This window comes from Streptomyces sp. S3(2020) (assembly GCF_013044505.1).
Lineage (GTDB): Bacteria > Actinomycetota > Actinomycetes > Streptomycetales > Streptomycetaceae > Streptomyces.
In genome coordinates this window covers 1-18544 of record NZ_JABERD010000188.1, presented here as the reverse complement: position 1 = coordinate 18544, position 18544 = coordinate 1, and the positions used below count along the sequence as shown (strand labels likewise).

Here is an 18544-nt window from a genome sequence, read left to right as displayed (position 1 = left end):
TCTTCTTCTCCTTTCTCTCGAGCCCTTTGTGTTTTTTTTTTCATGCGACGGCGCCAACCGGCATCTACACTTTCCTCTTCGTCGGCAGCGTCAGTTGTGTATAGGGGACCGGGGCGGCGCAGTGCGGGGCGCCGAAGTGCTCGAAGGCCTCCAGGGCGCTGTGCAGGCGGTCGCGGGCCTCCGTGCGGTGGCGCAGTCGGCGCAGTGCGCTGCCGAACAGCAGCTCGGTGCGGGCGCGTTCGAAGTCCCGGGTGCCACGAGCGTGGAGGTCCAGTGCGGTGCGGTAGTGCTCGATCGCTTCGGCGCCCGGTGCGAGCAGGGCGCGGCAGCGGGCGCTGAGCGCCAGGTCGTCGGGGCTGCGTACGGCGCTCGCCCAGCGGTCGTAGTCGGCGTGGGCGGCACGGGCCACCCGGGTGTCGTCGGTGCGGACGGCCGCCTCGACGTAGTGCGGGGTGGCCATGTGGCGGATCGCCCGGTGGCCGTGGCCCGGGCCGAATCCGGCGAGGGCGCGCAGCCGCGCCGCGGCGGCGGCGAACCGGCCGCTGCTGAGGTCGAGGTAGGCGAGCGCCCACTGGGCGAGGGCGGCGGGCAGGCCGAGGCCGTGGGAACGGGCGTACGACCGTGCGGTGGCGGCGCGTTCACGGCAGACCTCGGCGTCGCCGGTGAGCGCCGCGAACATGGCGAGGGCGGCTTGCAGATGGCAGGCGCCGTTGTCCTGGCCGGTGACGTACGCCTGCCAGAGGGCGTCCGTCGCGGCGGCCTCTCCGGCGCGCGGGCGTCCGGTCCAGAAGTCGGCGTAGGCGCGGAACTCCATGGCCTGTGCCACGGTGACCGTGGCACCGCGCACCCGGGCCGAGGCGGCCGCACGGACGGTCGCGGCGGCGGCGAGGGTGTGGTCGCCGAGCAGGAGTGCGGCGATGCCGGCGTGGACGAGGAGGGTGGGGTCGCCACCGGGCCCGCACCGTCCGGCCGCCGCCGCGAGCAGGTCCCGGGCGTCCTCGTACCGCCCCTCGAACGCCGCCGCGAGCCCGCCGAGCGTGCCCGGCGGCACGATGCCCAGCCGCCGGGCGACCTGGGCCGCGTCCCGGCATCGACGCAGGTCACCGGTGTAGATGGCGGCCTCGGTGGCGCGGGCGAGGAGGTGGAGGGCGGGGTCGGGGACGTCGAGGGTCACGGTGCGGGGACGCGGTGCGGGCGGGAGGTTCGCAGGATCGGCGGACAGCGGGTTCGGGAGGTTCGCCTGAGTCGGCGTCCCCACAGGCATCGCGTACGACCCCGCGACCGCGGCATGCCCAAGCCCCCGGGACGGGCTCGCCCCGGGCTCACCGCCGCCCGCTTCCCCTTCCCCTTCTTCCGTCGCCACGGCCGTCAGCAGCGCGTCGAAGGCCTCCGCCGCGTTGCCGGCGCGCAGCGCGAGCACCCCGGTGAGGGCGTCGCCGTCGGACAGTGCGGCCAGCCTGCGGGCCCGGTCCCCGTCCCCGGCCTGCCAGGCGTACGCCGCCGCGCGGGCCAGCAGCCGGGTCCGTCCGGGTAGGTCGGGGCTCAGCGCGGCGGCGCGTTCGGCGAGGGCGCGGGCCTGCTGGAGGTGGCCCGCGTCGCGGGACCTCGTCGCGGCCGCACCCAGTTCCGCCGCCAGCCGGCTGCTCGGGCCGAGCGCTCCCGCGCCGCGGTGCCAGGAGCGCAGAGACGTTTCACCACCGGTGCGCAGGACCCGCGCCAGCAGCCGGTGGACATCGCGGCGGTCCGCCGGCGATCCCGACTCGTACGCGGCGTTCCTCGTCCAGATGTCACGGAAGACGACCCCGGACGCCGAGGCGTGCGCGATCCCGGCCGCCTCGGCGGCCTCCAGGGGCCGGGTGTCGAGCCGGGCGGCGGCGACGGCGCGCAGGTAGGCGTGGGTGGCGACGGGGTACTGGTCGGCCGCGGCCAGGAGCAGCAACAGCCGGGTGTCGTCCGGCAGCCCCCTGATCTCCGCGCGGTGTGCGCGCAGCAACGCCGGGGCCAGTTCCGCCGGTTCCACCGGCAGCGGGTCGAGGCCCGCCGACTGACGTGCGCCGAGCAGGCGTACGGCTTCGGCGGCCGCGCGCGGATCGCCGTGCACGGCATGCAGCAGCCGTACCCGGACGCCCTCCGGGAGCCCGGCGGCCAGGTCCTGCCACGCCTCCGCGAGCTGCGGTGGCGAAGTGCCCTCAAGGGGCGGCGGGGTTACAGGAGTCAGCACACCTTTGACGTTACTGGCGAGTTAATTGACACGTAAAGACCGGCGAGTTCGCCGATGCGGCGCGCGTAGACCCCCGCTGACACTCCTGACAACCCCACCCGTTTCAGGAGGCATCATGCAGCGCTACCGGCGTCGCATCTCTGCGGCTGTTTCGGCCGTCGTCTCATCGCTCCTTCTGGCGCTCTCCCTCTCCGCGGCCCCCGCTCAGGCCGCGACCCACAATCCGATCGTCTTCGTCCACGGCTTGAGCAGTTCGTCGAGCAGCTGGGACGACTGGATCGCCGACTTCAAGGCCGACGGCTACACCTCGTCCGAGTTGTTCGCGTGGTCGTACGACTGGTCGCAGTCGAACGTCACCACCGCCTCGCAGCTCTCCACCAAGATCCAGAGCGTGCTCTCCCAGACCGGCGCCTCGAAGGTGGACCTCGTCGTCCACTCCATGGGCGCGCTCAACTCCCGCTACTACCTCAAGAACCTCGGCGGGACGTCGTACGTGGACGACTTCGTGTCGACCGCGGGTGTCAACCACGGCACGACGACCGCCTCCTGGTGCTCGTGGCTGTACACGTCGTGTGCCCAGATGTACACGGGCAGTTCGTTCCTGACCTCGCTCAACTCCGGTGACGAGACTCCGGGCAGCGTCTCGTACGCCAGCTACTGGTCGAACTGCGACGACGCGCTCACCCCGGACACCACCGCGATCCTGAGCGGTGCGACCAACGTCGAGGTCGGGTGCATCTCGCACACCGACATGAACAACGACTACGGCGTGTACGAGCAGGTGCGCGACTTCGTCGCGTAGCGCGCGAGCGAGCGAGGGTGCGCGGGGCGCATCCGGGGGACAATCGAGGTGGACCCCGTCCCGTCCGGGAGGTCGTCATGCCGCTACGGTCCGCCGGTTCCGGCAAGCTGCCGCGCGATCCCGTGCACCATCCGCTCTTCGCCCGCTGCTACGCCCGTGTCAGCGTCGCCGCCGAGACCCGTGCCGGCATGTCCGGCGTGCGGGAACGCCTGCTCGCCGGAGTGTCCGGGCGGGTCATCGAGATCGGCGCGGGCAACGGGCTGAACTTCGCCTACTACCCCGGCACGGTCTCGGAGGTCGTGGCGATCGAACCGGAGCGCACGCTGCGCAGGCTGGCGGCGGACGCCGCACTGCGCTCCGGGGCGCCCGTCGACGTCGTACCGGGGGCCGCGGAGGCGCTGCCGGTCAAGAGCGAGGCCTTCGACGCCGTCGTGGTCTCGCTGGTGCTGTGCAGCGTGCGGGACCTGCCGCGGGCCCTCGCGGAGATACGGCGGGTGCTGCGGCCGGGCGGTGTCGTGCGGTTCTTCGAGCACGGCCGAGGCGGCGGGCCGGCGATGCGTCTCACCCAGCGCGCCCTGGACCGGACCGTGTGGCCGCCCCTGAGCGGAGGCTGCCATCTGTCCCGCGATCCGGTCGCGGCCCTGCGGGACGCCGGCTTCGAACTCGGCCCCTACCGGCGGGTGTCGATGCCGGAGAAGGGGCCCAGACTGCCGTCCTCCTACTGCGTGCTGGGCACCGCGTGGCGCCCTCCCGAGAGCTGATCACAGGCTCCACTGGCGCAGTTCCCGCGCGATGTCGTGCACGGAGGCCTCCCCGCTCTTGACCAGCCGGGCCAGATCACGGACCTGCTCGGGCGAGGTGACGACCTTGAGGCTGCTCGCCACGAGGTAGGCGTAGGCGACCGCGGAGGCGAACAGGGCGTTGGAGCGCTCCAACGCCGGGACGTGGATCAGGAGTTGGAGCAGGGCCGCGGCGCGGGCGTGCGGGCTGTCGTAGACGGGCACGTCGAATATCTCGGCGTCATGGCGTGCGACGGCCGCGACCAGAGCGCCCCAGTCGGTGACCTGGGGGTCTCCGGGGGTGTTGTGTTCGGCGAGCATGAGGAGCCAGGCGAGGTCGATCCGGAGGTCGCTCAAGGGATCAGCGGCGACCTTCGCGCTCCGCGCCGAACTCCTCGGCGAAGACGCTCTCGTACTGCTTCATGAAATCGGCGGCCGCCTCCACGAAGGTGTGGCCGACCTCGCCGGTGTCCTGCTTGACCAGCTCTTCGATGTAGCGGTTGACGCTCATGCCGCGGGCCAGGGCGCGTTCGCGGGCGGCGCGGGCGGTGCCCTCGTCCACTCTCACGTTCAGCTGGGTCTTCGCCATACCTCGACGCTAGCGCTGGAGTGCTAGTAGCGGCAAGGGGTCCACCCACAGGTGGACGATGCCGGAAGGTGCCCCTTACATCGGTATCGGGGACCCGACCTGCGATGGAGAGCGACCGGCACCCCAGGGGGATTTCGGATGTGGGGTGGATCACACTACCCTCGGCCGGGACCAAGGAGTCGGTACGTCTTGAGGAGGCGGCCTTGTCCACACCCGCTGCGGAGCACGCCCCCGGCCGTGCGTCGGCCGACGGGATCGCTGCCCGCGCCCACGGTCTGACCAAGGCGTACGGCTCGGGCGAGACATCGGTGATCGCCCTGGACTCGGTGGACGTGGAGATCGCGCGCGGCCGGTTCACCGCGGTCATGGGTCCGTCGGGGTCCGGGAAGTCCACGCTGATGCACTGCCTGGCCGGCCTCGACACCGTGTCGGCGGGCCAGGTCTGGCTCGGCGACACCGAGATCACGGGGCTGAAGGAGCGTGATCTGACGCGGCTGCGCCGGGACCGGATCGGGTTCATGTTCCAGTCGTTCAATCTGATCCCCACCCTGAACGCGGCCGAGAACATCACCCTGCCCATGGACATCGCGGGCAAGAAACCCGACGAGAAGTGGCTGGACCAGGTCATCGACACCCTGGGGCTGCGGGACCGGCTCAAGCACCGGCCCGCCCAGCTCTCCGGCGGCCAGCAGCAGCGCGTGGCGTGTGCCCGGGCGCTGGCGTCCCGGCCCGAGCTGATCTTCGCGGACGAGCCGACCGGCAACCTGGACTCGCGGGCCGGTCTGGAGGTCCTCGGCTTTCTGCGCGAGGCCGTCGACGAACTGGGCCAGACCGTCGTCATGGTCACTCATGACCCGGGCGCCGCCGCCCACTCCGACCTGGTGCTCTTCCTCGGGGACGGGAGGATCGTCGACGAGATGGAGCGGCCGACGGCGGAGGCGGTCCTGGAACGCATGAAGCGCTTCGACGTGATCCGCGGACACCAGGAGGAGAGCCCGCCGCCGAAGGCACCGGAGCCACCGGAGGCCGCGGCCGCGGACACCCCTTCCCTCGACAAGGACTGAGGCCGTGCTGAAGGCGACGCTCCGCAGCTTCCTCGCCCACAAGGGACGGCTGCTGCTGTCCGCGCTGGCCGTCGTCCTGTCCGTGGCGTTCGTCGCGGGCAGCCTGATCTTCTCGGACACCCTCAGCCGTACCTTCGACCGGCTCTTCGCCTCGACCGCGCCCGATGTCACGGTCAGCCCGCGCGAGGAGCTGACCGAGGCGATCCCCTCCGGCATGACGGCCACCCTGCCCGCCTCGCTCCTGGACCGGGTGTCCCGGATCGACGGGGTCGCCGACGCGCGCCTGGAGGCCGAGGTCCAGAACATCACCGTCGCCGACAGCAAGAACGAGGCGGTCGGCTCGACCACCGGCGCCCCCACCATCGGCACCGACTGGAGCCCCGGCCCGCGCAGTCCGGTCGAGCTCACCTCGGGTCATGCCCCGCACGGCGCGGGCGAGGCCCTGCTCGACTCGGAGTCCGCCGACCGCAAGGACCTGAAGATCGGTGACACGCTCAGCGTCATCGGACCCCAGGGCACCTTCAAGGTCCGGCTCGTCGGTATCGCCACGTTCACCACCACCAACCCCGGGGCGACCCTGCTCTTCCTGGACACCCCGACCGCGCAGACCAAGCTGCTGGGCGACGCGGACGCGGCCACCGGTATCTCCGTGGACGCGCAAGAGGGCGTGAGCGACACGCAGTTGAAGCAGCGGGTGGCCGCCGCGATCGGCACCGGCGACTACGAGATCCGGACCGCCGACGAGCAGGCCAAGTCGGATGTCGAGTCACTGGGCGGATTCCTCGACGTCATCAAGTACGTCATGCTCGGCTTCGCGGGCATCGCCGTCCTCGTCGGTGTGTTCCTGATCGTCAACACCTTCTCGATGCTGATCGCCCAACGGACCCGGGAGCTGGGCCTGTTGCGGGCGCTGGGCGCCGACCGGCGCCAGGTGCGCCGCTCGGTGCTGACCGAGGCGATGCTGCTCGGCGTGGTCGGCTCCACGCTGGGTCTCGCGACCGGCATCGGACTCGCCGCCGGTCTCATCGCGCTGATGAACACGCTCGGCATGAACATCAAGTCGAGCGAGATGGTGATCGGTTGGGGCACGCCCGTCGCCGCGTACGTGGTGGGCGTGGGTGTGACCTTCGTGGCGGCGTACCTGCCCGCCCGGCGCGCGGCCGGTGTCTCGCCGATGGCGGCGCTGGCGGACGCCGAGATCGCGGGCGTGGGACGGCCGTTGAAGGTGCGCGCCCTGGTGGGCGGCGTCGTCTTCGGGGCCGGCGCGGCAGCCCTGCTGGGCTGTGTCCTCTCCTCGGACACCTCGTCGTCGGCGTCCCTGCTGGGCCTCGGTGTCGTCCTCACGCTGATCGGCACCGTGATCGCGGGACCGCTGCTCGTGCGCCCGATGATCCGTGTCCTGGGCGGGGCGTTCCCCGCGCTGTTCGGCTCGATCGGCCGGATGAGCCAGCGCAACGCCCTGCGCAACCCCCGCCGCACCGGTGCCACCGCCGCCGCGCTGATGGTCGGACTCGCCCTGGTCGGCGGGATGTCCGTGGCCAGCGCCTCCATGACCAAGTCCTTCGACCAGCAGATCGACGACACCCTGGGCGCCGACTTCGTCATCCAGAACAGCAACTTCGTGCCCTTCCCGACGGAGGTCACCGACAAGGTCCGCGACACGGACGGCGTGGGGCTCGTGGTCCGCTCGCAGTTCGCCCCGGTCGCCGTACGCCTGCCCGACGGCGACCGCGTCAAGACGACCGCGGCGGCCTACGACCCGCAGCTCGACGAGGTCGCCGACATCACGTACGCCCAGGGCGACACGGCTGCCGCGCTCGCCCCCGGCAGCATCGCCATGGACGCGGACTTCGCGCGCGACCACGACGTACGGATCGGCTCGACGATCCCCGTGGAGTTCCAGAGCCGCAAGACGGCCGAGCTGACCGTGGGCGCCCTCACCGACCAGGAGTCCGCCGAGGGCTTCGGGACACAGGGCGGCATCTACTTCGGCCTGGACGCGCTCCAGCGGTACGCGCCCGGCGGGCAGGACTCGGGGCTCTATGTGAACGCCGCCTCCGGCACCAGTCCGGACAAGTTGCGCGCGAACCTGGAGAAGACCCTCGACCCGTATCCGCAGGTCCAGGTGCGGGACATCGCCGACTACAAGGACCTGGTCCACGACCAGATCGCCGTCCTGCTCTACCTCGTGTACGCGCTGCTCGGGCTCGCGATCGTCATCGCGGTGCTCGGTGTGGTCAACACCCTGGCCCTGTCGGTGGTGGAGCGGACCCGGGAGATCGGGCTGCTGCGCGCGATCGGGCTCGCCCGGCGTCAGCTGCGCCGGATGATCCGTCTGGAGTCGGTGGTGATCGCGGTGTTCGGCGCGGTCCTCGGCCTCGCGCTGGGGCTGGTCTGGGGCGTGTGCGTCCAGCAGGTGCTGGCGTTGCAGGGCATGTCGGCGCTGGCGATCCCCTGGGGCACGATCGTCGCGGTCGTGGTCGGCTCGGCGGTGGTGGGGGTCGTGGCGGCGCTGCTGCCGGCGCTGCGGGCGTCGCGGATGAACGTGCTGGCGGCGATCGCGCACGAGTGAGGTGGGTGAGGCAATCGGGCCAGGGGAATCAGGGTGACCTCAAGTCGCCCACCGAACAGGAGAGTTCATGCCGCGTCCGTTCCGTTTCGGTGTCAGCCTCATCGAGCCGGCGCCCGCCCGCGAGTGGCGGGCCAAGTGCCACCGGGCCGAGGAGCTCGGGTACGACGTGATCCTCGTCCCCGACCATCTGGGGATGCCCGCCCCGTTCCCCGCGCTGGTCGCGGCGGCCGGCGCGACCGAACGGCCGCGGCTGGGCACGTTCGTGCTCAACGCGGGTTTCTGGAACCCCGCGTTGCTCGCGCGTGAGGTGGCCACGACCGACGCGCTGACGGACGGCCGCCTCGAACTCGGGCTCGGCACCGGGTACGTACAGGCGGAGCACGACGCGGCGGGGCTGCCGTTCGGCTCCGCGCGCGAACGGGTCGACCATCTCCGGCACACGGTCGAGGAGTTGGAGCGGCTGCTGGACACCCGGGTGCCGCTGATGCTCGGTGGCAACGGCGAGCGGATGCTGGGGCTCGCCGCCGAGCACGCCGACATCGTGGCCTTCACGGGGGCGTCCCTGGTGCCGGGAAGCACCGAGGGAAAGCTGGTGCCGATGGCCGACGGGGACTTCGCGGCCCGCCTCGCCCGGTACGAGGAACTGGCGGCCGGCCGCGAGAAGCCGGCCGAGCTGAACCTCCTCGTCCAGATGGTGGTCGTCACCGACGACCGCGCGGCCGCCGTGACACCGCTCGTGGAGCGGGTACCGGACACGACGGTCGAACAGGCGCTGGAGCTGCCCATCCTCCTGGTCGGCACCCTGGAACAGATCACCACGCAGGTGCTGGCCCGGCGCGAGAGGTACGGCTTCACCTATCTGACCGTCCTGGAGCCGTACATGGAGGCGTTCGCGCCGGTCGTCGCGGAGCTGGGCGGCAGGTGACCGTCCGGATGCTGGAATTCGGTGTCCCCGTCCGGCCCCCGTGATGGGATCGCCGTATGACTGAACTGCGCCTTCGCGCCGCCGCACCCGCAGACCTCGACTCCGTGCTCGCCTTCTGGAAGACGGCCGCCGAGGGCACGAGCATCAGCGACGACCGGGACGGCGTGGAGCGGCTCGTGGCGCGTGATCCGGAGGCGCTGATCCTGGCCGAGCGGGACGGGGAGCTGGTCGGCACGGTGATCGCGGGCTTCGACGGCTGGCGCTGCCATCTGTACCGGCTGGCGGTGCACCCGGAGCGGCGCCGCCAGGGCATCGGCTCGGCGCTGCTCGCGGCCGCGGACGAGCGGTTCGTACGGCTCGGCGGGCGCCGGGCGGACGCGATGGTGCTGGTGCGCAACGAGGCGGGTCAGCATGCCTGGCGTGCCGCCGGGTACGCGCCCCAGGAACAGTGGCGGCGCTGGGTGAAGCCCCTCGCCGACTGACCCCCTTTGCCCGTCCTTTACCATTGGGGGACCACTCGGTCCTCCAAGGAAAGGTGTGAGCGTCCGCCCATGGGCGAGCCTCCCAGTACCAGTACGCCGCGAGATCGCGCGATCCCCCGCCCCCTGTCCGATCATGGGACGGAGGTGACCCGATGACCGAAGTGCTCCTCCTGCTCGTGGCGATCCTGCTCTCGCTCGCCTGCGGTGCCTTCGTCGCCGCCGAGTTCTCGCTGACCACGGTGGAGCGGGGCGCCCTGGAGCGGGCCGCGGAGCGCGGTGAGCGGGGCGCGGCGGGCGCCCTGAAAGCCGTACGCAATCTCACCTTCCAGCTCTCCGGGGCCCAGCTCGGCATCACCGTCACCAACCTGGTGGTCGGCATGCTCGCCGAGCCGTCGATCGCCAAGCTGATCGCCGGTCCGCTGGAGTCGCTGGGCATCTCCGGTTCGACGGCCTCGTCGGTGGCGCTGGTGCTCGGTACGGCTCTGTCGACCGTCGTCCTGATGGTCGTCGGCGAGCTGGTGCCGAAGAACTGGGCGATCTCCTCGCCGCTGGCCGTCGCCAAGCGCGTGGGCAACGCGCAGCGCTGGTTCAGCGCGGCGTTCCGGCCCTTCATCACCCACCTCAACAACACGGCGAACCGCATCGTGCGCCTCTTCGGCGTGGAGCCGACCGAGGAGCTGGCCGCCGCGCGCGGGCCGCAGGAACTCGCCGCCCTGGCCCGGCACTCCGCCAAGGAGGGCGCGCTGGAGGCCGACACCGCCGAACTCTTCGTACGGACCCTGAACCTCGCCGACCTGACCGCGGAGAACGTGATGACGCCCCGCGTGCAGGTCATCGCCCTGGACGCCCAGGCGACCTGCGAGGACGTGGCGAACGCCACGCGCGCGACGGGCCTGTCCCGGTTCCCGGTCTACCGCGGCAACCTCGACTCGGTCGTGGGCACCGCGCACATCAAGGACGTCCTGGCGATCCCGGCCGAGCGCCGGACCCGCGTCCCCGTCTCCGAGCTGATGCGCGAGCCGCTGCTGGTCCCCGAGTCGCTGACCGTGGACCGTCTGCTCGACCGGCTGTCCGGCAAGCGCACCATGGCCGTGGTGATCGACGAGTACGGCGGCACGGCCGGGGTGGCCACGCTGGAGGACATCGTCGAGGAGGTCGTCGGCGAGGTCCGTGACGAGCACGACCCGCACGAGACACCCGACCTGGCCGCGGCCGGGACCGACGACGAGGGACGCGTCCTGTACTCCGCAGACGGCTCGGCACGCATCGACCACCTCGCGCGCGTGGGGCTGAGGGCGCCCGAGGGGCCGTACGAGACTCTGGCCGGCCTCGTGGCGACCGAGCTCGGCCGTATCCCGGTCGTCGGCGACACCGCGGAGGTCGTCGGATGGCGGCTGGACGTGGTGGACGCCTCCGGGCGCCGGGCCGCGCGCGTGCTGCTGCACGCTCCGCTCGACGACCCGTCCGAATCCGTCGAAGGTGAGGCCGGGAAGTGACCGCGATCCAGTTGCTGATCGGTCTGGCGACCCTCGTCGTCAACGCCTTCTTCGTGGGCGCCGAGTTCGCCCTGATCTCGGTGCGCCGCTCGCAGATCGAGCCGTACGCCGAAGAAGGCGACCGGCGGGCCAAGACCGTGCTGTGGGGTCTGGAGCATGTGTCCGCGCTGATGGCGGCGGCGCAGCTCGGCATCACCCTGTGCACGCTGATCCTCGGTGTGGTCGCCGAACCGGCGATCGCGCACCTGCTGGAGCCGGTGTTCCACGCGCTCGGTGTGCCGACGGGCGCCGGACACGCGGTGTCCTTCGTGATCGCGCTCACCGCGGCGACGTATCTGCACATGCTGCTCGGCGAGATGGTGCCGAAGAACATCGCGCTCGCGGAGCCGGTGCGCACCGCGCTGGTGCTCGGCCCGCCGCTGGTCACCCTGTCCCGGGGCCTGCGCCCGGTGATCTTCACGATCAACGCCTTCGCGAACGCCCTGCTGAAGCTGATGCGGATCGAGACCAAGGACGAGGTCACGGCGACCTTCTCGGACGCCGAGCTGGCCCGGCTGGTCAAGGACTCCGACGAGGCGGGCCTCATCGACGACCGGACCCGGGAGCGGCTGCACGACGCCCTGGAACTGGGCCGTCGGCCGGTGCGCGATGTCGTCCTGCCGCTGGAGCGGGTCGTCTACGCGCGCGTGGGCGTCACTCCGGAGCAGCTGGAGCGGCTGTCGGCCGAGTCCGGGTTCTCCCGCTTCCCGGTGGTGGACGACGGGCGGCGCATCCTCGGCTATCTGCATGTGAAGGACGCGCTGGACGCCTCCCCGCGGGATCTGGCGTTCCAGGTGCGGGACATGCGGCCCATCGCGCGCGTGCGGGAGAGCACGCCGCTGGACGACGTCCTGACGGCGATGCGGGGCAGTCGTACGCATGTCGCGGCCGTGCTCGGCGACGACGGGCGGCTGTCCGGGATGGTGACCATGGAGGACGTGCTGCGGGAGCTGTTCGGACAGCGGGCGTAGCCCGGCGGGGCAGGCCGACCGACCGCCGGGTATGTGAACGGGTTAGCATTTTCTCCGCCATGGAGAAGAACCCCACACACACCAGCCTCGTCGCCCTCGGAGACTCCTTCACCGAGGGCATGTCCGACCTGCTGCCGAACGGCTCCTACCGGGGCTGGGCCGATGTCCTGGCCGGCCGGATGGCCGCGGTCACGCCCGGCTTCCGGTACGCCAACCTCGCGGTGCGCGGCAAGCTCATCCAGCAGATCGTCGAGGAGCAGATCGACGTGGCCGTGGCCATGCGGCCCGACGTGATCACGCTGGTGGGCGGGTTGAACGACACCCTGCGCCCCAAGTGCGACATGGGACGCGTACGCGCTCTGCTGACCGAGGCCGTGGAGCGGCTCGCCCCCGCCTGCGGGCAGCTGGTGCTGATGCGCAGCCCGGGCCGCCAGGGGCCGGTCCTGGAGCGGTTCCGGCCGCGCATGGAAGAGCTCTTCGCGTGCGTCGACGAGCTGGCCGAGAAGCACGGCGCGAGGGTCGTCGACCTGTACGGGGCGCCGTCCCTCGGTGATCCGCGCCTGTGGGACGTGGACCGGCTGCATCTCACGGCCGAGGGCCACCGCCGCGTCGCCGAGGCGGTCTGGCAGACGCTGGGCTACGACCCCGAGGACACCGAGTGGCGTACGCCGATACCGGCCACGCCGCCGCCCGGCTGGGCCGCGCGCCGGGTCGCGGACGCCCGGTTCGCCCGGCAGTACCTGCTCCCCTGGATCGGCCGCCGGCTCACGGGCCGCTCCTCCGGCGACGGCCTGCCGGCGAAGCGGCCCGACCTGCTGCCGTACGAGGGGCCGACCGCGTAAGCGCCCTGGTCACGTCGGTCCGGGGCCCCGTTCGTAGCTTCCGACGAACGGGCCCCGTGCGCTTACCTGCACGAATCGCCAGTAGAATCCGTCCACAGTTCTACTGGCTTACAGATATCCGCTGGTCAAGTGCTATTTCAGCGGACCCGTAAGAGATCGTTTCTCACAATCTCTCACACTGGGGCTTTTTGATCTCCGCCGTGGAAGCTTCCCCACGCCGTCGCGGCGGCCCTCATGTCCTCGACGCCAACGTGCACATATTTCCGTTTGGTGAAGCTTGCGTTTGTATGTCCGGCCCATGCGGCGAGGACGACGTCAGGGACACCAGACACCGCGAGGTACGACAGGCACGAATGTCTCGCGTCGTACAAGCGGACCTGCCGCATCTCTAGTTCGCGCATGAGCCGGTACGCGTGCTCACGCAGATGCCGAGTGTTCCTCGGGATGCCGAACTGGTCGACGACAACGTATCCCGAGTCGGTGTACCCCTCCCCTGCCGCCAGCTTCTCCCTAGCCTGGAGCGCCCGGAACTTCTTCAGCGCGTCCAGCACGGACCCCGGCAGAGGTAGCACCCGTTCCCCGGCCGCCGTCTTGGCGTCCTTCTCAAGAACGGTCACGTTTCCGATCATGGTGCGGGTGTTGACCATCTCCAACGTGGCCCGCTTCAGGTCCAGGTCAGTCCAGCGCAGGCCCACGACTTCGGCTGGCCGCAGCCCCATGAGGGACAGCAGCAACGGCGCGTACAGGCGGTCGCGTTCGAGGCCCGCGATGAACTGCTGCACCTCGGCGACACTCCAGGGCTTGGCCTTTGGCCGCTCGCGCTTGTCGGTCTTCCTGTCGGCAAGGCTGACGCGCACGGACTGGGCGGGGCTTTCGGCGATGAGCTTCCGTACGACCGCGCGCTTCAGTGCCTCGCGAAGTCTCGTGAGGACTCCCTCGGCGGTGGAGACGGCGAGCCTGGTGCCGGCCTCGCCGCCTTTCCTGCGCCCGTTAGCCACGATGTCGTCGATGCACTCGGTCACCTGGTCTTCGGTGAGCTCCTGCAACCGGATGTGGCCGATGCGGTCGTAGACGTGGACCAGGGCGAGGCGATACGTGCGGATCGTCGTCTCCTCGACGTCACGCTTCTTGTACTCCAGCCATCGATCAAGCCAGCCCCCCAGCGTGATCTCATTGGGAAGAATGAGCGTCCCGTTCTTCCGCTGATGCTGGATGCGGTCACGCTCGGCCTCAACGTCCTTCTTTCGGTCCTTAGTGATGGTGATCTGGATACGCTTGCCGTTTTCATCGCGGCCAGCGTCGACCACGGTCCTGTACCGGGTCTTGCCGTTCATGAGCGTGACCTTCTTGATCTCGGCCACAGCACCACTCCTCCCCTAGACAGGCTCAGCCTGGTCGCCCGATGCCCATCTACTCCCCGGCGGGCGCACCCATCCCAGGGTGAGCGGGAGGCAGATGGTCGATGATCTCGTCCAGCTCAAGGCCGAGCTGGACATACCTACGCTTGGCCATTCGACTGCGGGCCTCGAGGACGCTTCGGTCGGCGGTTGCCTCTGGGGCGACGATGTCCTCGATAACATCGGCTAGGTCGCGACCTAGCCGGACAGCCTGATGGCCGACCCCTCGCTGGCGCTCCGGCGGATGCGTCAGCGAGAGGTACTCGGTCTGCTGACGGTCGTACTCCTGCTCGCGCTCGACCTTCTCCCCCACGATCGCCGGATCGCCGCCCGGCCCGGTGTGGGCGACGGGCCCCGGTTCGTAGTCCATAGCCGTTCGCTGGCCCTCGGCCCACTGCCACGCTGTCCGGCTAGGAAGCGTGTGGGCGTCCGTGAGCTTGATCCGCCGGTCCCCTGATTCGGGAGGCAGCAGCAGCGCGACAGGGCTCACGTTGAGTACGAGTGCAATAGCGACGAGGTCGTCGACGTCAATGCGCCGCTCACCACGCTCGATTTTACTGAGCACTGTCGGCAACATCGGGCGCCCGATGGCCTTGAGCAGGACTGAGACCTCTTTCTGATCAAGGTTTCGCGCCCTTCGGATGCGCCTGATGTTCTCCGCGACGCGCTCTGCGGTCGGGCCTGTCGCCACAGCATTGGAAGCCATGATGTGGATTCTGGCGCCAAAGTAGACATCCCGCAAGCTCCCGCTCTATGCTCGCCAATACGGCGATCAAATCGCCAAGACGGCGTTTTTACTGCTCATGTTGGAGTTCAAATGTCGGATGTGATCACCCCGTGCGATGAGGAATGGCTGACGCCTTCCGAGACGGCCGAGGTCGTGAACGTCGCGAAGCAGACGCTCGCCAACTGGCGAGCGCTGGGGACCGGCCCGAGTTACTCGAAGCTGTCGAAAGGACGCGGCGGCCGCATCCGCTACCGCCGACACGACGTCCTCGCATGGCTCGCCGAGCGGAAGGTCGCGGCCTGATGAAGGCATCCACGCCGACTCTCGACGAGATCCGCGGATGGCCGGCCACCGTCGGGATTCCCGAGGCCGCACGCGCTATCGGCGTCTCGAAGTCGCACCTGTACGAGCTGGTCAAGCGCGGCGAGGCGCCCGTCACTGTCCTCAGCTTCGGCACCCGCCACCGCGTTGTGACCGCATCGCTGCTGCGCCTCTTGCAGGGCACATAAGACAGCCCCTCTCGCGCCAGCATTAGCCGTGCCAGCGAGGGAGGGGCCTCGACGTAAGACCCGACCCACGGCGAAGCCCCGGGCTCATCGCTCGCCAGCGACCCGAGGCTACGCATCGAAGAAAGGCACCACGCCTGTGGACAGAGTGCCACACCGGGGCCAGGCGGACGAAGCGCTCCGCCGCGCACGCGCGGCCCCGTCCGCGAAGCCCACCCGCGACGACGAGCCCACAGCCCTGTGGGCCACTGCACGCGTGACCGAGCTCCTCGGCGACGACACCACGCTGCTCCCCAGGTACGGCGGCCGCGAGTGGGGGTGCCTCCCCAACGCCGCGCCGCAGAAGGCCGCCGCGGTCTTCACGGCTGCTGAGATGTGGCGGAAGTACGGAGACGAGGAAGAGCTGTTGGCCTGGTTCCGCGAGGCACACCGCGCCCGCCCGCCGCTGGCAAGCAGGAAGACGCTCGCCGAGCTGAACGAGCTCGCTCGCCCGCAGCCTCCCCGCGCGGTGACGGCCTCCTCAGGATGGCCTCCGGTCGCGATCCCGGGACGGCCTGGCTGGCGCCGGCACCTCGTCGATGGCAAGCAGGTCGACCGGCTCGACAACGCACAGGAGAGCGCAGCGTGACCACCTCGTTCGACAGCACCCGGTTCTGCGCTCACCTCACCGACACCGGTCGGCTATGCGACATGACCGAACCGACCCATGCAGGCGGTCAACTCGGGCATGCCTTCGTAGCGCCCGATGCTGAGCCTCTGTGGTTTGACGGCGAGACCGTTACGGTTCCCAAACCGCGCTGGCAGAGGCCCTCGACTCCCGTCACAGCCGAGCACCGCGGGCAACTGCGCATGGCTGAACGGTTCGTTGCCGAGCACTCAGACGATCTGCGCTTCGTACATGGGATCAGTTGGCACAGGTGGGACGGGGCTCGCTGGAAGGCGGACGACGAGCGAGCCGACATGCAGGCGGCCGTGGCAACGGTGAAGGCCGCGCTCGCCGCACTCGCGAATCTGGACAAGGAGGAGCGGGACCACCTGTACCAGGACGCTCGCAAGTCCGAGTCGGCGGCTGGCCTTGAGGGCATGCTCAGGATCGCATCGGCCCTCCCGCCGATCTCTACTGCGTCGAGGCGCCTGGACGCTGACCCGTACCTGTTCAACACCCCTGCGGGGACCCTCGATTTGCGCAGCGGCACGGTACTCACGAACAACCGTGAGCATCTGATCACCAAGGTCGCCGGGGGCACGGTCGGAGGGCGCACGTACGACGAGTGGGAGACCTTTCTGAAGCGGATCCTCCCTGACGAAGAGGTCCGCTCGTTCGTCCAACGGCTCTTCGGTTACGCCATGTTGGGCAGAGTCACCGAGCACGTCATGCCGATCTTCACCGGCTCGGGCGCGAACGGGAAGGGCACCATCCGTGACGCCGTCATGGCCGCGTTCGGTGACTACGCGATCGAGATTGACCCGGCCATGCTCATGGAGTCCAAGCATGAGCGGCACGGCGCCTTCAAGATGCAGCTTCGCGGGGCTCGCCTCGTGTTCAGCTCCGAGACGGAGAAGGGCCGAAAGTTCGCCGAAGCCACCATGAAACGGCTGGTTGGCGGCGACCGGATCGAGGCCAACCTGATGCACAGGAACCCGATCACGTTCGAACCGTCCCACACACTGATCATGCTCACGAACCACTTGCCGGCTGTCTCCGGCGACGACCCGGCAGTGTGGCGCCGCATCCTCGTGGTTCCGTTCGACGTCGTGATTCCGCCCGAGGAGCGCGACGGCGAACTGCCGGAGAGGCTGAAGGGCGCGTCGGATGCCGTCTTGGCCTGGCTGTACGAGGGCTGGCTGAGCTACCAGGACCAAGGGCTGAACCCGCCTGAGGCGGTACGTGCCCGTACAGAGGCCTACCAAGCCGACAGCGATGCCCTGGGCCGCTTCCTCACAGAACGGACCATCGAGAGCTCCCACGGCGTAGTAAAAGCCCGAGAGTTGTTCACCACCTGGTCCGCGTGGTGCCACTCCAGCGGCCTCAAGGACGACGTGGTCGGCACAGAGGTCACGTTCGCTGCCTCGATGCAGGCCCGCGGCTTCGAGAAGAAGCGGAGTTCGAGCGGCCAGACATATCGCGGGCTCATGATCGCGGGCTTGGACGAGCCCGGCCAAGAACCCTTCTGACCAGGGCGAGTGTAGGGCTGTGCAGGGTTATCCGGTTTCTCTACAGGCGCATACGCGTAGCAACTTTCGGGAAACCCTGCACAACCCTACATCCGTCACCGGCGAGCAAGATCACGTGACAGCTGAGGGGTGCAAGTGATCGACACCAGACACTGGGTGAGCCGGGCAGCACGCGTGCATCAGGACGACGGCTACACGTACGAGTCGTTCGCTCGCGAGCTCGTGGACCAGCTCGGCTGGACGGCTGCCGTGGACCTTGCCGCTGCCATCCGTGGCCACGTCTACGGCTGGCCCGGCGGCCATCCCCTGCACACCACGGTGAAGCCGCTCTACGACCTCCTCGGCTGGGAACAGGCCGCGCTCATCGCCTCCTGGTTCCGCGACTCCCGCAACCTCGCCGACGCCCCGCCGACGAACACTGAGGAGCCCCTCGTGGCAGCACCCAAGGCCGTCTTCGCCATCCTGCTCTGCCCGGCCTGCCGAGCCCAACGGCGTTGCCGTGCCGTGGGAACGGCCACCGTCGCAAGCCAACGCCGCGAGGTCGTCGAGTGCGGCGAGGCGTCGTGCGGACTCCAATGGGTCGCCACCCGCCAGGACCTCACCACCGCGCCAGCACAGGCCTGACACCCCCACGGAGCAAGTCATGAACACCACGAACGATCCGGACGACTTCACGGCAGCGGACGCTCGCGCCGTGCTCGCCGGCCTCGGTGTCGATACCCGGCTAGGCGTTGGCGAGGACGGCCGTCCGACGGTTCATACGGACCGGGCAGGGCTGGTCAGGCTCCGCGACACGGCGTCGGCGTACGGCGCGACTGCCATCGCGGCCGCGATCGATATCGCTCTCGCTGAAGGTGAGGCGTCATGACCATGGGGGATGGGATGGACCGTCATGACCTTGAGCGGTGTGGTGCGCGTAAGCGGCAGGGGGAGGGGACATGCGAGCAGGTCGCGGGG

The 18544-nt window shown here is 70.0% G+C and carries 20 protein-coding genes; 15 read left to right on the top strand and 5 right to left on the bottom strand.

Translation table 11 applies throughout. The annotated features are described in order from the left end of the window. Window positions 1–64 precede the first annotated feature (64 nt). The gene (locus tag HLK59_RS38255; RefSeq protein ID WP_346779907.1) at window positions 65–2221 is read right to left on the bottom strand and encodes a LuxR family transcriptional regulator; all 2157 of its coding nucleotides are present in this window, start codon (window positions 2219–2221) and stop codon (window positions 65–67) included. A gap of 115 nt (window positions 2222–2336) precedes the next feature. Between HLK59_RS38255 and HLK59_RS38250 the strand changes: the two genes are divergently transcribed. Then, window positions 2337–3023: a triacylglycerol lipase gene (locus HLK59_RS38250; protein WP_171146241.1), complete on the top strand. Its 687-nt coding sequence runs from the start codon at window positions 2337–2339 to the stop codon at window positions 3021–3023. Between the two features lie 77 nt (window positions 3024–3100). After that, on the top strand, window positions 3101–3784 hold the full coding sequence (locus HLK59_RS38245) for a class I SAM-dependent methyltransferase (RefSeq protein WP_171146240.1): 684 nt from the start codon (window positions 3101–3103) through the stop codon (window positions 3782–3784). On the opposite strand, the gene HLK59_RS38240 is transcribed toward HLK59_RS38245, so the two are convergent. Together HLK59_RS38240 and HLK59_RS38235 are read right to left on the bottom strand one after the other, a co-directional pair. Continuing rightward, the gene (locus HLK59_RS38240) at window positions 3785–4159 is read right to left on the bottom strand and encodes a fic family toxin-antitoxin system, toxin component (protein ID WP_171146239.1); all 375 of its coding nucleotides are present in this window, start codon (window positions 4157–4159) and stop codon (window positions 3785–3787) included. It lies immediately after the preceding gene. A 4-nt stretch (window positions 4160–4163) separates the two neighbouring features. Beyond that, on the bottom strand, window positions 4164–4391 hold the full coding sequence (locus HLK59_RS38235; protein ID WP_171146238.1) for an antitoxin: 228 nt from the start codon (window positions 4389–4391) through the stop codon (window positions 4164–4166). Between the two features lie 203 nt (window positions 4392–4594). On the opposite strand from HLK59_RS38235, the gene HLK59_RS38230 reads away from it, so the two are divergent. From HLK59_RS38230 to HLK59_RS38200, 7 genes are all read left to right on the top strand, one after another. After that, complete coding sequence (locus HLK59_RS38230) at window positions 4595–5455, top strand: ABC transporter ATP-binding protein (protein WP_171146237.1); 861 nt, start codon at window positions 4595–4597, stop codon at window positions 5453–5455. 4 nt (window positions 5456–5459) lie between these two features. Beyond that, on the top strand, window positions 5460–8027 hold the full coding sequence (locus tag HLK59_RS38225) for an FtsX-like permease family protein (RefSeq protein ID WP_171146236.1): 2568 nt from the start codon (window positions 5460–5462) through the stop codon (window positions 8025–8027). 67 nt (window positions 8028–8094) lie between these two features. Continuing rightward, complete coding sequence (locus HLK59_RS38220) at window positions 8095–8952, top strand: LLM class F420-dependent oxidoreductase (protein ID WP_171146235.1); 858 nt, start codon at window positions 8095–8097, stop codon at window positions 8950–8952. A 56-nt stretch (window positions 8953–9008) separates the two neighbouring features. Continuing rightward, window positions 9009–9434 carry a GNAT family N-acetyltransferase gene (locus tag HLK59_RS38215; protein WP_171146234.1) on the top strand — a complete coding sequence of 142 codons (426 nt, stop codon included), beginning with the start codon at window positions 9009–9011 and terminating at the stop codon, window positions 9432–9434. Window positions 9435–9586: 152 nt separating this feature from the next. Then, complete coding sequence (locus HLK59_RS38210; protein ID WP_171146233.1) at window positions 9587–10930, top strand: hemolysin family protein; 1344 nt, start codon at window positions 9587–9589, stop codon at window positions 10928–10930. Next, window positions 10927–11940: a hemolysin family protein gene (locus HLK59_RS38205; protein WP_171146232.1), complete on the top strand. Its 1014-nt coding sequence runs from the start codon at window positions 10927–10929 to the stop codon at window positions 11938–11940. The genes HLK59_RS38210 and HLK59_RS38205 overlap by 4 nt, the downstream gene beginning before the upstream one ends. Before the next feature lie 59 nt (window positions 11941–11999). Further along, window positions 12000–12782 (top strand): SGNH/GDSL hydrolase family protein, encoded by a 783-nt coding sequence (locus HLK59_RS38200; RefSeq protein WP_171146231.1) that lies wholly within the window; start codon window positions 12000–12002, stop codon window positions 12780–12782. Window positions 12783–12955: 173 nt separating this feature from the next. Here the strand turns inward: HLK59_RS38200 and HLK59_RS38195 are convergent, their stop codons facing one another. Beyond that, a complete protein-coding gene (locus HLK59_RS38195) occupies window positions 12956–14143 on the bottom strand; it encodes a site-specific integrase (protein ID WP_171146230.1) in 1188 nt (395 codons plus the stop codon). 49 nt (window positions 14144–14192) lie between these two features. Beyond that, window positions 14193–14885 (bottom strand): helix-turn-helix transcriptional regulator, encoded by a 693-nt coding sequence (locus tag HLK59_RS51505; RefSeq protein ID WP_171146229.1) that lies wholly within the window; start codon window positions 14883–14885, stop codon window positions 14193–14195. Between the two features lie 111 nt (window positions 14886–14996). Here HLK59_RS51505 and HLK59_RS38185 point away from each other — a divergent pair, with 111 nt between their 5' ends. The 6 genes from HLK59_RS38185 (at window position 14997) to HLK59_RS38160 (ending at window position 18455) form a co-directional block, all read left to right on the top strand. After that, a complete protein-coding gene (locus HLK59_RS38185) occupies window positions 14997–15209 on the top strand; it encodes a helix-turn-helix domain-containing protein (RefSeq protein ID WP_171146228.1) in 213 nt (70 codons plus the stop codon). Then, window positions 15209–15415 (top strand): helix-turn-helix domain-containing protein, encoded by a 207-nt coding sequence (locus HLK59_RS38180; RefSeq protein ID WP_171146227.1) that lies wholly within the window; start codon window positions 15209–15211, stop codon window positions 15413–15415. Before HLK59_RS38185 ends, HLK59_RS38180 begins: the two co-directional genes overlap by 1 nt. Window positions 15416–15668: 253 nt before the next feature. After that, complete coding sequence (locus HLK59_RS38175) at window positions 15669–16040, top strand: hypothetical protein (protein ID WP_171146226.1); 372 nt, start codon at window positions 15669–15671, stop codon at window positions 16038–16040. Continuing rightward, window positions 16037–17587 (top strand): phage/plasmid primase, P4 family, encoded by a 1551-nt coding sequence (locus HLK59_RS38170; protein ID WP_171146225.1) that lies wholly within the window; start codon window positions 16037–16039, stop codon window positions 17585–17587. The genes HLK59_RS38175 and HLK59_RS38170 overlap by 4 nt, the downstream gene beginning before the upstream one ends. 135 nt (window positions 17588–17722) lie before the next feature. After that, window positions 17723–18211, top strand: coding sequence for a hypothetical protein (locus tag HLK59_RS38165; protein ID WP_171146224.1), 489 nt, complete (start codon window positions 17723–17725; stop codon window positions 18209–18211). A gap of 19 nt (window positions 18212–18230) precedes the next feature. Continuing rightward, window positions 18231–18455 (top strand): hypothetical protein, encoded by a 225-nt coding sequence (locus HLK59_RS38160; protein WP_171146223.1) that lies wholly within the window; start codon window positions 18231–18233, stop codon window positions 18453–18455. The last annotated feature ends 89 nt before the right edge of the window (window positions 18456–18544 follow it).

Bases quoted from the DNA above. Each gene is read 5' to 3' on its own strand.
- HLK59_RS38250 (WP_171146241.1), top strand. From the start codon at position 2,337: ATGCAGCGCTACCGGCGTCGCATCTCTGCGGCTGTTTCGGCCGTCGTC.
- HLK59_RS38245 (WP_171146240.1), top strand. From the start codon at position 3,101: ATGCCGCTACGGTCCGCCGGTTCCGGCAAGCTGCCGCGCGATCCCGTG.
- HLK59_RS38235 (WP_171146238.1), bottom strand. From the start codon at position 4,391: ATGGCGAAGACCCAGCTGAACGTGAGAGTGGACGAGGGCACCGCCCGC.
- HLK59_RS38220 (WP_171146235.1), top strand. From the start codon at position 8,095: ATGCCGCGTCCGTTCCGTTTCGGTGTCAGCCTCATCGAGCCGGCGCCC.
- HLK59_RS38215 (WP_171146234.1), top strand. From the start codon at position 9,009: ATGACTGAACTGCGCCTTCGCGCCGCCGCACCCGCAGACCTCGACTCC.
- HLK59_RS38210 (WP_171146233.1), top strand. From the start codon at position 9,587: ATGACCGAAGTGCTCCTCCTGCTCGTGGCGATCCTGCTCTCGCTCGCC.
- HLK59_RS38200 (WP_171146231.1), top strand. From the start codon at position 12,000: ATGGAGAAGAACCCCACACACACCAGCCTCGTCGCCCTCGGAGACTCC.
- HLK59_RS51505 (WP_171146229.1), bottom strand. From the start codon at position 14,885: ATGGCTTCCAATGCTGTGGCGACAGGCCCGACCGCAGAGCGCGTCGCG.
- HLK59_RS38185 (WP_171146228.1), top strand. From the start codon at position 14,997: ATGTCGGATGTGATCACCCCGTGCGATGAGGAATGGCTGACGCCTTCC.
- HLK59_RS38180 (WP_171146227.1), top strand. From the start codon at position 15,209: ATGAAGGCATCCACGCCGACTCTCGACGAGATCCGCGGATGGCCGGCC.
- HLK59_RS38160 (WP_171146223.1), top strand. From the start codon at position 18,231: ATGAACACCACGAACGATCCGGACGACTTCACGGCAGCGGACGCTCGC.